Genomic DNA, 12,289 nt, shown 5'->3' with positions numbered 1-12,289 from the left:
TGGGGGCGCACCGACGCGGTGCACCCCCACGGATCGATCAACGGAATTCCGCGGTGCCCTCGTCGTACTGCTCGCCGAGGTTGGCGTTGGTGGTCTCCACGTCCTGCACACCGGTGACCAGGCCCTGCAGCTCCTGCACGATCACGTCGTAGAAGCCGGGCGCGGGCCAGTCCGGGTAGAACGACAGGCCGTCGGCGTCGAGGACCCCGTTGAACGTGTCGATGAGCGCGGCGCTCTTCTCGTCGGTGATGTCCGCGGTGTCGGCGGCGACGGGCAGGCCGCCGTTGTTGCCGATGATCGCCTGGATCTCCGGGCGCATCGTGATGTCGATGAACTCGTAGGCCAGCTCCTTGTTCGCGGCGTTCTCCGGCACGACCCAGAGGTTGCCCGAGGAGCCGAGGGAGAGGTCGGCGCCGGGGAAGGCGGTCATGCTCCAGTCGAACCCGGTCGCCTCCGCCACGAACCGGCCGAACCACCAGGAGCCGGAGACGAAGATCGGCGATGTGCCGTTGATGAACGAGACACCCGCGTCCTCGGCCTTCACCGAGGAGACGTCGGAGGCGATGTAGCCCTTGTCGACGTAATCCTTCAGCGTCTCCGTGGCGGACGTGACCTCGGGGCCCTGCCAGTCGACCTCTCCGTCGTAGAGCTGGTACGCGTCGACGAAGCTGCGATCGCCCTCCAGGAGCGCGAGTTGGTACCAGAGCTGACCGAGGGGGTACTCGGCGCCGGCTTCGGCCAGCGGCGTGACGCCCTTCGCGACGAAGGCGTCGAGCACGTCGACGAACTCCTCGTACGTGGTCGGGATCTCGAGTCCGGCTGCGGCGAAGGCGTCTTCGTTGTAGTAGACGCCGACGAACTCCCCGTAGTTCGGCACGCCGAACCAGGTGTCACCGCCCATGACGCCGTCCTCGGAGTACTTCGCCGTGGTCTGCAGGGACGGGGCGAGCTTGTCGTCCCAGCCGTATTCCTCGACGGCGTCGGAGATGTCGGAGATCAGACCGGTCGACGCGAGGAATCCTGCCGTGGCGTTTCCCTTGTTGAACTCCATCAGGTCGGGGGCGGCGTCCGTGTCGAGCACCTGGCTCGCGGTCTTCTGGATCTGCTCGAAGGACTTCTCCTCGAACTCGACGGTCGCTCCGGTCTCCTTCTCGAAGACACGGATGGCTTCGTCCCAGGCCTTGCCCATCGCACTGTCGGAACTCTCGTAGTGCCAGAGCTTGAGCGTCTGACCGTCGCCGCCGTCGTCGCCCGAGCCGGCTGTACAGCCGCTCAGGGCGATGCCCGTCGCCGTGATCGCGGCCATCAGGGCCAGCGCCTTCATCCTGCGGTTGCTGCGTGCCATCGTCGGCACTCCTTTCTCGGTGGCCCAAGGGCCGGACACTTCGTCGGGTCGGATATTCAGTTGTGGGGAGCGATCATCGAAGCGTTTCGAGCTTGCTCGTGCGGAAGTGACTCCGTCGCATGCCGTCAGCCCCGGGCGGGGGCGACGGAGCCGGCGGAGCGGTATTCGGGAGGGATGAGGTGGATCTCGGGCGTCGCGGCTCCCTCGTCGAGGCGACGGACCGCCAGTTCGACGGCGAGGTCGCAGGACTGCTGCGGCACCAGGGGGATGGTGTCCAGAGGCGCTCGCAGCGATGACGTGTCGAACGAGGCGGCGGCGGAGACGACGGAGACGTCTTCGCCGACCACCAGGCCGTGCTCCTCGAGGGTCCCTAGCAGCAGTTCGTGCACGTCGTCCGCCGCGTGCACGACGAACGCGCGGTCGCCGCGGTCGAGAGCCGAGGCGATGGCGGTCCGCACCGTGGACGGTTCCGTGACGGTGGCGCCGGATGCCGCCCGGTCGAGGACGACCTCGCGCTCGGCGGCGGTGTCCTGCGCTCCGCGCAGCAGCCGGCGTGGGAAGTTCGATCGGCGGTAGGCGGCCTCGGTCTGACCGAGCAGCGTGATGCGGCGATGCCCGGCATCCGCGAGGCGGCCGACGGCGAGCCGGCCGGCGGCCTCGAAGTCGAGGTCGACGCAGGTGAGGCCCTGGTGGTCGTCGGGGACGCCGATGAAGACGGTCGGCGTGCCGACGTCGCGCGCGATCACGGCGCGCTCATCGTCGGGGGCCACGTCGAGCACGAGGATCGCGTCCACGAGGTTGCTCGCGGCGACCCGGTTCATGCCCTCGGATGCCTGCTCGTCGGTGAGGAGCAGGATGTCGTAGCCCTGACGCCGCGCCGCCACGGAGGCGGCCAGCACGAACGCCATGTGCGTGGGGGCGTGCGTGTCCGCGCGCAGCGGCTCGGTGAGGGCGAAGATGTGCGTGCGTCGTCCGGCCAGCATCCGCGCGCCGGCGTCGGGCTCGTAGCCGAGTTCCCTGACCGCGCCCTCGATGCGCTGCCGGGTCTTCTCCGAGACCGGGCGCTTGCCGCTGAGGGCGTACGAGACCGTGCTGATCGACACGCCGGCGGCGCGGGCCACCTCATGGATCGTCGTCATCGGGACTCCATCGTCATCCTGCGGGAAGTGATCGTCGAAGCGCTTCGCTTGCGCTGCTGAAGCGATAGTAGACAGACCGGACAGCCGAGCGCAAGGCTTTTGTGGTTTTCGCCAACAAATAGCCGAGGTGTCGTGGGAGCGCTCCCCGTCGAGGGTGAAGGCGACGAGGTCTCGATGGGGGAGGGGATTCGAGACCCCGCCGCCGGTCTCAGGAGGGGACGCGGATCTCGGCGATGACCTCGCCGTAGGCCGTCTCCCCGACGGGGGTGAAGCCGACGCGACGGAAGAAGGCCTCCGGGCCGTCCTCCCCGGCCTCGTAGATCACGTTGACGTGGTCGACGCCGCGGTGGCGCGCTTCGTCGATGAGGTTCTCGACGGCGAAGCGGCCGATGCCGCGACCCTGGTCGTCCGCGTCGACGTTGATGCGCCACAGCACGGAGCGGAAGTGCTCCTCCGGGGCCTCATCGTCGAAGTTCGCGCTCACGAAGCCGACGACCTCGTTGCGGTCGAGGATCACCCGCTGCCAGGACGTCTGAGGGTTGATGACCGTGGCCGCGATCCCGTACGAGACGGGAGCGAGGAACTGCTCCTGTCCGGGCTTGAGCGACAGGTTGTTCACGGCGACGATCGTCGCAGCTGAGAGTTCGACCATGCGCAGTTCGGACATGACCCCAGGCTAACCCCTCCGGGGTGGCCGGACACGTTTCCGGCGAACATTTCACCTCGGCCGCCTCGGCAACATGCTCCGACGGCTGCCGCTGCCGCTGTCGGGCCACGGGGGCGGAGCCCGCTCAGGTATCTTGGTATCGAGACAAATCGCCCCGTGAACGGAGAACCTCCCGGTGACCGACGACGCCATCATCTACACGCACACAGACGAGGCTCCGGCGCTCGCCACCGCCTCGTTCCTGCCGATCATCCAGGCCTACACCGGCCAGGCGGGCATCGAGGTCGAGACCCGCGACATCTCGCTCGCCGGCCGCATCCTCGCCGCCTTCCCGCAGAAGCTCACGCCGGAGCAGCAGGTCGGCGACGCGCTCGCCGAGCTCGGCGGGCTCGCCACGCTCCCCGAGGCGAACATCATCAAGCTGCCGAACATCTCGGCATCCATCCCGCAGCTCAAGGGCGCGATCGCCGAGCTTCAGGCTCAGGGCTACGACATCCCCGACTTCCCGGACGAGCCGACGTCCCTCGAGGAGAAGGACGTGCGCGCCCGCTACGACCGCATCAAGGGCTCCGCCGTGAACCCCGTCCTGCGCGAAGGCAACAGCGACCGTCGCGCTCCGCTCGCGGTGAAGAACTACGCCAAGAAGCACCCGCACCGCAACAAGCCGTTCGCCGAGGGCTCGAAGACCCGCGTCGCCACGCTCGGCCACGACGACTTCAAGCACAACGAGCGTTCCTGGGTCGCGGCCCACGACGACGTGCTGTCGTTCCGGCACACGGCCGAGGACGGCACCGTCACGGTCCTCAAGGAGGGCCTCAAGGTCCTCCCGCGGGAGATCATCGACGCCACGTTCCTGTCCGCGAAGGAGCTCGACGCGTTCCTCGCCGACACGCTCGCGGAGGCCAAGACCGACGACGTGCTCTACTCCGTGCACCTCAAGGCCACCATGATGAAGGTCAGCGACCCGATCATCTTCGGCCACGTGGTGAAGGCGTTCTTCAAGGACGTCTTCGACCAGTACGGCACGCAGCTCGCCGAGGCCGGGCTCAGCGCGAACGACGGCCTCGGCTCGATCCTCGCGGGCCTGGCGAACGTCGCCGGTGGCGCAGAGATCGCTGCGGCGTTCGACAAGGCCATCGCCGAGGGGCCGCGCCTGTCGTACGTGAACTCCGACAAGGGCATCACGAACCTCCACGTTCCGAGCGATGTCATCGTCGACGCCTCCATGCCGGCGCTCGTCCGCAACGGCGGCAAGCTGTGGGGCAAGGACGGCGAGGAAGCAGACACCCTGGCCGTCATCCCCGACTCGTCCTACGCGAGCGTCTACCAGGCCGTGATCGACGACGTGATCGCGAACGGCCCGCTCGACCCCGCCACGATCGGCACCGTGCCGAACGTCGGCCTCATGGCGCAGGCCGCCGAGGAGTACGGCAGCCACGACAAGACCTTCGAGATCGCGGCGGACGGCATCGTCCAGGTGCTCGACAGCGAGGGCACCGTGCTCATCGAGCACACCGTGGGCAAGGGCGACATCTGGCGCGCGACGCAGACCAAGCACATCCCCGTGATGGACTGGGTCAAGCTCGCGGTGTCCCGCGCCCGCGCGACCGGCGTGCCGGCCGTGTTCTGGCTCGACGCGAACCGCTCGCACGACGCGCAGATCATCGCGAAGGTGCACCAGGGGCTCGCGACGCTCGACACCAAGGGCCTCACCATCACGATCCTGGCGCCGGAAGAGGCCACGCGGTACACGCTGGCGCGCATGCGCCACGGCCTCGACACCATCTCGGTGACCGGCAACGTGCTGCGCGATTACCTCACCGACCTGTTCCCGATCCTCGAGGTCGGCACGAGCGCCAAGATGCTCTCGATCGTGCCGCTGCTCGCCGGTGGTGGACTCTTCGAGACGGGTGCCGGCGGCTCCGCCCCGAAGCACGTGCAGCAGCTGGTCGAGCAGAACTACCTCCGCTGGGACTCGCTGGGCGAGTTCTTCGCGCTGGCGGCTTCGCTCGAGCACTTCGCCGACCGCACGGGCAACGAGAAGGCCCGCGTCCTGGCGGAGACGCTCGACGCCGCGACCGGAACGTTCCTCGAGGAGGACCGCTCGCCGGGCCGTGCGCTCGGCACGATCGACAACCGCGGCAGCCACTTCTACCTCGGCCTGTACTGGGCGCAGGAGCTGGCGAAGCAGACGAAGGACGCGGAGCTCGCCGCGGCCTTCGCGCCCATCGCCGAGTCCCTGGCGCAGAACGAGGAGGCGATCGTCTCCGAGCTCAACGCCGTGCAGGGCACCCCGGTTGAGATCGGCGGCTACTACCGTCCGGACGAGAAGCTCGTGGCCGCGGTCATGCGCCCGTCCACGACGCTGAACGGCATCGTCGACGCCCTGCGCTGAGACGAAGGAAGGGGGCGGATGCTGCGGCATCCGCCCCCTTCTGCTATCCCTGCCCCGTTCCCCCGTACTCGGCACAACTTCGGAGATCGGACCCGACACGCCGGTCGACGGCAGCGGGATCTCGGCGTGTCGCGCCGGGACTCCGAAGTTGTGTCGACGGACCGGGAGTGCGCGGCGTCCACCGACAGGGGCCGGGGACGGGGACGGGGACGGGGTCAGGGCCGGGGACGGGGCCGGGGTCAGTTGTAGACGGAGACCTCGAGGCCGACGGGCGACCAGTCGTAGACGTACTTGGCGAGGTCGATCGGCAGGTTGACGCAGCCGTGGCTCATCCGGTTGCCGAAGTTGTTGTGCCAGTAGGTGCCGTGGAAGCCGATGTTCGGGGCGAACCACGTGATCCAGGGCACATCCTCCGTGCAGTACGGAGCACCCTCGTAGCAGCCCATGTCCTGCATCGACGTGTGTGCGAAGACCTTGAAGTTGCCGGTCGGGGTCGGCGTGCCGGGAAGACCGGTGGACACCGCCCACGACTTCACGACCTCGTTGTTCTCGAACAGGTACGCCCGCTGCGAGCTGAGGTTGATCTCGATGCGGCGGAAGAGGTTCACGCTCTCGAAGGCGGTCTCGCTCACCGACAGCTTGAAGACGCCGTCGCCCGCGGCGAGTTGCTGGGCGAACTGGTCGGCGACCCCCGCCGTGTCTCCGACCGTGCGCCCTGCCACACCCTCCCGCTCGGCACGCAGGACGTTCCCGGCGGAGTCGACGATGTTGGTCGCGTTGACGGGCGCCCGATCCACGAGGGAGGGGAGCGTGTCGACGGTGGCCTGGATCGCCTGCGGGTCGGCCTCGATGCGCAGCTGGCCGTCCTGGTCGACGACCGTCAGCCAGGAGGCGGCGACCTCGGGGGCGACGGGAACGGTGCGCTCCTCGCCGACGTAGAAGCCGATCGTCCCGAGCATCGAGTTCAGCTCGGTGGCCGTCGCGGTGGCGTCGTCGTCGGTGACAGCGGGGGTCGCCTGCGCGGGATCGCCCGAGTACTCGAGCGAGGTGCGGCCCGCCGCGATCGCATCCACGAAGGCTCCGGTGAGGTCGGCGACGTCGATCCCGGTGCCGTTCTCAGACGGGGTGATGACGTAGGTGCCGCTCGCGGCGTCGAAGGCGACGCCCGCGTCGACCGGGTCTTCGAAGCTCACGGGCACGGCACCGCGCAGAGCGGCGGATGCCGTGTCGGGGTCGAGGACGATGTCGGCGGACACGGGGTCGCCCATCCATGCGCCGAGATTCCACATCGGGTGCTCGGCGAAGGCGGTATCCGCGAGTGCTGCCGCGTCGACGGTGGCGCCCAGGTCGGCACCGGTGAGCACCGCGCCGTCTCCGGCGCCGGTGAGGGTGACCTCGGTGTCGGCGACGTGCGAGGCGATGGCCTCGGCCGCGGCTCCCGGTGTCATCCACCCCACCGGGATTCCGGCGACGGTCGTTCCGGGCGCGATGAGGATCATGGACGCGGCGCCGGCACCCAGAACGACGGCACCGACACCGAGGCCGATCCAGAGTCCGAGCCGGCGCTTCTTGGGAGCGGGTTCGATGGGCGCCCAGGCCAGCGGCTGATCGCCCGTGGTGGGCGGCTCTGCCGCTGTGCGGGCGTCCGACGGCGTGAGCACCGCAGTGGGTGCGGAGTCGTCGCCGTGCGCCCCGGCTGTTGCGCCCGGCGCGGAAATCAGATCGGTCACGAACTTCACCCCCCGGCTCTCAAACGTGTCCTGACGTCCAATGGTACGGGATGGCAGGTAACGGGGAGGCAACGGTCGTGATACGGTGCCGCCCCGCGCCCTTCGGATCAGTCGACGATGGCGATCCCGTCGATCTCGACCAGCATCTCCTCGCGGGGGAGGCCGGTGAACACGGTGGTGCGCGACGGCAGCACGCCGCTGGTGGTGTGCGCGGTCACGAAGGCGCCGTACGCCTCGTTCATGATCGGGAAGTCCTCGCGCTTGGTGAGGTAGACGCGGAGCATCACGACGTCGTCGAAGGTGGCGCCGGATGCTTCGACGATCGCCTTCACGTTCTCCAGCGTGCGGGTGGTCTGTGCCGCGACGTCCCCGGGGAACAGGTACTCGTTCGTCTTCGGGTCGACGGGGCCCTGGCCGGACACCTGCACGAACGGGCCCTTGCGGATCCCCTGCGAGAAGGTGTGGGCGGGTGCGGGGGCGGCGTCGGTGGAAACTCGGATCTTCGCGGTCATGCTGTCAGCCTAGTAGCCTTGTTAGATGCCTCTACAAATTCCGGATCCCGTTCTCGGCGCCTGGACGAAGGGCTTCCCGGCGCGTGCCGCAGGGCTCCGTCTCTCGGAGGTCCCCGATGCCGGCCTGCGCCTCTCCGACCTGGTGACTCCGGTGCTCACCGTCCACGCCGACGCGCTGTCGCACAACGAGGACACGGTCTTCGCCTGGGCGCGGGAGCAGGGCGTGCTGCTGGCGCCGCACGGCAAGACCACCATGGCTCCGGCGCTGTGGCAGCGACTGCTCGACGCGGGGGCGTGGGGGATCTCGGTCGCGACCCCCTGGCAGGCCGAGGTCGCCGTCGACGCGGGTGTGGCCACGGTGCTGATCGCCAACGCGGTCACGGATGCCGTGGCCGTGCGCCGACTCGCGCAGCTGCTCGCGGCGGATGACGGGCTGCGCGTGCTGTGCTGGGCGGACTCGCTCGCCGGCGTCGCGATCCTGGCCGAGGCCACGCACGACGCCGTCCGCCCGCTGGACGTGCTGGTCGAGCTCGGGGGAGCGCACGGGCGCACCGGCGCCAGGACCGTGGCCGAGGGCGAGCGCATCGGACAGGCGATCGCGGCGGCCCCGGGGCTGCGTCTCGCCGGCGTGGCGGGCTACGAGGGGCCGTTCGGACCGGACCGCAGCGCGGAATCCGTCGCCGCGGTCGATGCGTACCTGCGGACCCTCGTCGAACTGCACGAGAAGCTCGCATACCCGGACGGCGTCCGGCCGGTGCTCAGCGCCGGCGGCAGCTCCTTCCCCGATCGGGCGGCAGCGGTGCTCGCACCGTCCGGCGAGGACGCGGATGTGGTGCTGCGCTCCGGCGCCTTCCAGATCCACGACGACGGCTTCTACTCCCGCATGTCGCCCTTCGGGCCACTGACCGGCACCGCGCCGCTGCGGTCCGGCATGCATGCCTGGGCGCGCGTGGTGTCGCAGCCGGAGGACGGACTCGCGCTGCTCGATGCCGGACGACGCGATGTCCCGTTCGATCTCGACCTGCCCATTCCGCAGTCCGTCGCGGGTGAGATCACCGCGCTCAACGATCAGCACGCGTTCCTGAGGCTTGCGGACGGCGCGACCGTCGGTGTCGGCGAGGTGGTGCGCCTCGGCCTGTCCCACCCGTGCACGGCCTTCGACAAGTGGCGGGTGGTCGCGGTCCTCGACGATCCGGATGCCGCGGATCCCCGCGTGATCGGGGCTGTCGCGACATGCTTCTGAGTGCGGAGAAGGCCGCGGCCGGGCTGGTGCGGGTGTACCGCGGGGCCACGATCCTGGACGGCACAGGGGCGCCGCGGTTCGTCGGCGACGTCGCCGTGGAGGGAGCGCGGATCGTCGCGGTGCTGCCGCACGGAGCACGGGACGACCTCGAGCTGCCCGACGGCGCGATCGAGACCGACGCGACGGGCCTGTTCCTGGCGCCGGGCTTCATCGACATGCACGCGCACAGTGAGCTGGCGGTGTTGAGCGGGACCGCGCACGAGGCCAAGATCCGGCAGGGCGTCACCACCGAGGTGCTCGGTCAGGACGGTCTCGGCTATGCGCCGCTCGACGATGCCACTGCGGCCGTCATCCCGGCGCAGATCGCGGGATGGAACGGCATGCCGGCGCAGGTGCCGTGGCGCACCATGGAGGACCTGCTCGCAGCGATCGACGCGGCTGCCGTGGCGAACGCCGCCGTGCTGGTGCCGCAGGGCAACCTGCGGATGATGGCCATCGGTCACGAGAACCGCCCCGCCACGATGGACGAGCTCGCCGAGATGGCGGATCTGCTGGGTCGAGCGCTCGATGCCGGCGCCTTCGGGATGTCGAGCGGCCTGACCTACACGCCCGGGATGTACGCCGACACGGCCGAACTCGAGGCGCTGTGCCGCGTCGTGGCGGAGCGCGGAGGCTACTGGGCTCCGCACACCCGCAGCTACGGCGGGGGAGCGCTCGACGCCTACCGGGAGGCGCTGGACATCGGCCGGCGCACCGGATGCCCCGTGCATCTCACGCACGCCACGATGAACTTCGCCCCGAACCGCGGTCGCGCCGATGAGCTCCTGGCGCTGATCGACGAGGCCATCGCGGACGGCGTCGACGTCACGCTCGACACGTATCCCTACCTGCCGGGGGCCACGACGCTGTCGGCCCTCCTGCCCAGCCGGCTCGCCGCGACGGGCGACCTGCTGCGAGCCGTCGCCGCGCTCGATGCGGACGGGCGAGAGGCCCTGCGCGTCGAGCTCGAGGAGATCGGCTGCGACGGGTTCCACGGCGAGAAGGCCGACTGGACCCAGATCCAGATCTCCGGCACGGCGAATCCCGCGCTCGCCGACCTCGTCGGACGCACGGTCGCCGAGATCGCCGAGACGAGCGGGCGGCGTGCCCTGGACGTGGTGCTCGACACGATCGTCGCGGACGCGGGCGCCACCGGGATCCTGATGCACATCGGGGATGAGCAGAACGTCCAGGCGATCATGCGCCACCCGCAGCACGCGGGCGGGAGCGACGGCATCCTGATCGGAGCGCGACCGCACCCCCGCGGCCGCGGCACCTTCCCGCGCTACCTCGGCCACTACGTGCGGGAGCGGGGGATCCTCACGTGGGAGGAGGCCGTGCGCCACCTCGCCGGAACCCCCGCCCGCCGTCTCGGGCTCGACCGCGGGGACGCCCCGCGAGGCGTCATCCGCCGGGGCGCGACGGCGGACCTGGTGCTGTTCGATCCGGAGACCGTCGCCGCGGGCGCGACCTTCGATGACCCATTCGCCGCCCCGGAGGGCATCGCGGAGGTGCTGGTCGGGGGCGTTCCCGTCGTCGCGGACGGGCGACCGACAGGACGCGCGGCCGGGCGAGCGCTGCGGATGCCGCCGCCCGCGCATCGGGCGACCGTTCCCCGCATCGATGCGCAGATCGACCCGGCGGCGCCCTGCTTCCCGTGGTCGCCTTCGACGCCCGTCGTCGGTCCGTCGGGACTCGCGGCGTCGGCGATGCGGCTGCGCGGCGACGGGCATGACGAGTCGCAGCCGCCGATCCGTCTCGTCGTCGACGAATCGCTCGGGGCCGACGCGGCGGCCACGGGCCGCATCGCGGAGGAGGCCTTCCGCGTGACGGTGACGTCGTCCGGGGTCGAGGTCCGCGGCGCGAGCCCTGTGGGCGTGTACCGCGGCGCCACCGTGCTGCGGCAGCTCCGCGACCCGGATGCGTCGACGGCTCTGATCCCTGCCGGGGTCTGGGAAGGCGCACCCGCCTACACCTGGCGCGGGACGATGCTCGACGTGGCGAGGCACTTCCGACCGGCGGACGAGGTGCGTCGGCTGATCGACCTGCTCGCCGACCACCAGCTCAACATCCTGCACCTGCATCTCACCGACGATCAGGGCTGGCGGTTCGAGGTGCCCGGGTACCCGCGGCTCACCGAGGTCGGTGCACGTCGGGAGGCGACGCAGCTCGGCCACGGGCCCCTGGCGACCGTCGAGCCGGGCGTCCACGAGGGCTTCTACACGACAGCCGAGCTGCGCGACCTGGTCGCCTACGCGCGCGAGCGCTTCGTGACGCTCGTGCCGGAGGTCGAGCTGCCCGGGCACATCCAGGCGGCGCTGGCCGCCTATCCGGAGCTGGGCAACCTCGACGTCGGTGAGCCGGCGTCCTCGGCGTGGGAGCGCTTCGGGGTGAATCCCCGCACCCTCGCCCCGACGGAGGCCTCGCTGGCCTTCGGGCGGGCTGCGATCGACGCCCTGTGCGACGTCTTCGACGCGGAGTGGATCGGCATCGGCGGCGACGAGGTCCCCGTCACCGAGTGGGAGCAGAGCGCCGCGGCGCGCGAGCGGATGCGCGTGCTCGGCCTGGCGACGCCGCACGACGTGCAGCCGTGGTTCACGGCGCACTTCGTCGCGCACGTCCGCGCTCGCGGGCGGACGGCGCTCGCATGGGACGAGGTCCTCGAAGGGGATGTGCCGGACGGCGTGCGGATCCTCGCCTGGCGCGGACCCGTCGCGATGCGCGAGGCTCTGCGCCGCGGCATCGACGTCGTCGCGTGCCCCGACCTCGAGGTGTACCTCGACTACCCGCAGTCGGCGTCCGAGGAGGAGCCGATCAGGGTCGGACCGCCGCTGAGCATCGAACGCGCCTACACGCTGCGCGTCGAGGACGGAGCGGTCGGTGGCCAGGCGAACGTGTGGAGCGAGCACCTGCCGACCAGGGATCGCGTCGACTTCGCGCTGTTCCCCCGACTCGCGGCGATCGCCGAGCGGCTCTGGGACGGGGGTGAGCCGGGTCCTTTCCCGGACTTCGCGCGGCGACTGCCGACGCACCTGCGCCGCCTCGACGCGGCAGGGGTGCGGTATCGTCCCTTGGACGGGCCTGCACCCGATCAGCGCCGTCCCGGGGTGCCGGGGAAGCCGCTCACGGTCGAGGCGCGGGAGACGATCGTGGCGGGCCTGGTGACGCGACTCATCGCACGCTCGACGACGGTCGACGGCGGCGATCGAAAGTAATGTA

The 12,289-nt window shown here is 70.4% G+C and carries 8 protein-coding genes; 3 read left to right on the top strand and 5 right to left on the bottom strand.

Annotated elements, in window-relative coordinates; genetic code table 11:
- Positions 1–37: 37 nt before the first annotated feature.
- From F6A08_RS13960 to F6A08_RS13950, 3 genes are all read right to left on the bottom strand, one after another.
- Positions 38–1,345: an ABC transporter substrate-binding protein gene (locus F6A08_RS13960; RefSeq protein WP_124895017.1), complete on the bottom strand. Its 1,308-nt coding sequence runs from the start codon at positions 1,343–1,345 to the stop codon at positions 38–40.
- A gap of 125 nt (positions 1,346–1,470) precedes the next feature.
- Positions 1,471–2,484, bottom strand: coding sequence for a LacI family DNA-binding transcriptional regulator (locus F6A08_RS13955; protein ID WP_151459780.1), 1,014 nt, complete (start codon positions 2,482–2,484; stop codon positions 1,471–1,473).
- A 208-nt stretch (positions 2,485–2,692) separates the two neighbouring features.
- A complete protein-coding gene (locus F6A08_RS13950; RefSeq protein ID WP_017204087.1) occupies positions 2,693–3,151 on the bottom strand; it encodes a GNAT family N-acetyltransferase in 459 nt (152 codons plus the stop codon).
- A gap of 175 nt (positions 3,152–3,326) precedes the next feature.
- On the opposite strand from F6A08_RS13950, the gene F6A08_RS13945 reads away from it, so the two are divergent.
- Positions 3,327–5,546: an NADP-dependent isocitrate dehydrogenase gene (locus F6A08_RS13945; RefSeq protein ID WP_151459779.1), complete on the top strand. Its 2,220-nt coding sequence runs from the start codon at positions 3,327–3,329 to the stop codon at positions 5,544–5,546.
- A gap of 239 nt (positions 5,547–5,785) precedes the next feature.
- Here F6A08_RS13945 and F6A08_RS13940 read toward each other — a convergent pair whose 3' ends face one another.
- A complete protein-coding gene (locus F6A08_RS13940; protein WP_225855852.1) occupies positions 5,786–7,276 on the bottom strand; it encodes a L,D-transpeptidase family protein in 1,491 nt (496 codons plus the stop codon).
- A 107-nt stretch (positions 7,277–7,383) separates the two neighbouring features.
- The gene (locus F6A08_RS13935) at positions 7,384–7,788 is read right to left on the bottom strand and encodes a RidA family protein (protein WP_151459777.1); all 405 of its coding nucleotides are present in this window, start codon (positions 7,786–7,788) and stop codon (positions 7,384–7,386) included.
- A 25-nt stretch (positions 7,789–7,813) separates the two neighbouring features.
- Here F6A08_RS13935 and F6A08_RS13930 point away from each other — a divergent pair, with 25 nt between their 5' ends.
- Together F6A08_RS13930 and F6A08_RS13925 are read left to right on the top strand one after the other, a co-directional pair.
- A complete protein-coding gene (locus tag F6A08_RS13930; RefSeq protein WP_225855851.1) occupies positions 7,814–9,031 on the top strand; it encodes a type III PLP-dependent enzyme domain-containing protein in 1,218 nt (405 codons plus the stop codon).
- Positions 9,022–12,285, top strand: coding sequence for a family 20 glycosylhydrolase (locus F6A08_RS13925; protein WP_151459776.1), 3,264 nt, complete (start codon positions 9,022–9,024; stop codon positions 12,283–12,285). Before F6A08_RS13930 ends, F6A08_RS13925 begins: the two co-directional genes overlap by 10 nt.
- Positions 12,286–12,289: the final 4 nt, after the last annotated feature.

It is taken from the genome of Microbacterium algeriense (genome assembly GCF_008868005.1).
Taxonomy (GTDB): Bacteria; Actinomycetota; Actinomycetes; order Actinomycetales; family Microbacteriaceae; genus Microbacterium; species Microbacterium algeriense.
Note: the sequence above shows the minus strand (reverse complement) of the source record. Positions and strands in the feature narration are given on the sequence as shown.

Coding starts and splice junctions, on each gene's coding strand:
- F6A08_RS13960 (WP_124895017.1), bottom strand. CDS start 1,345: ATGGCACGCAGCAACCGCAGGATGAAGGCGCTGGCCCTGATGGCCGCG.
- F6A08_RS13955 (WP_151459780.1), bottom strand. CDS start 2,484: ATGACGACGATCCATGAGGTGGCCCGCGCCGCCGGCGTGTCGATCAGC.
- F6A08_RS13935 (WP_151459777.1), bottom strand. CDS start 7,788: ATGACCGCGAAGATCCGAGTTTCCACCGACGCCGCCCCCGCACCCGCC.
- F6A08_RS13925 (WP_151459776.1), top strand. CDS start 9,022: ATGCTTCTGAGTGCGGAGAAGGCCGCGGCCGGGCTGGTGCGGGTGTAC.
- F6A08_RS13930 (WP_225855851.1), top strand. CDS start 7,814: ATGCCTCTACAAATTCCGGATCCCGTTCTCGGCGCCTGGACGAAGGGC.
- F6A08_RS13950 (WP_017204087.1), bottom strand. CDS start 3,151: ATGTCCGAACTGCGCATGGTCGAACTCTCAGCTGCGACGATCGTCGCC.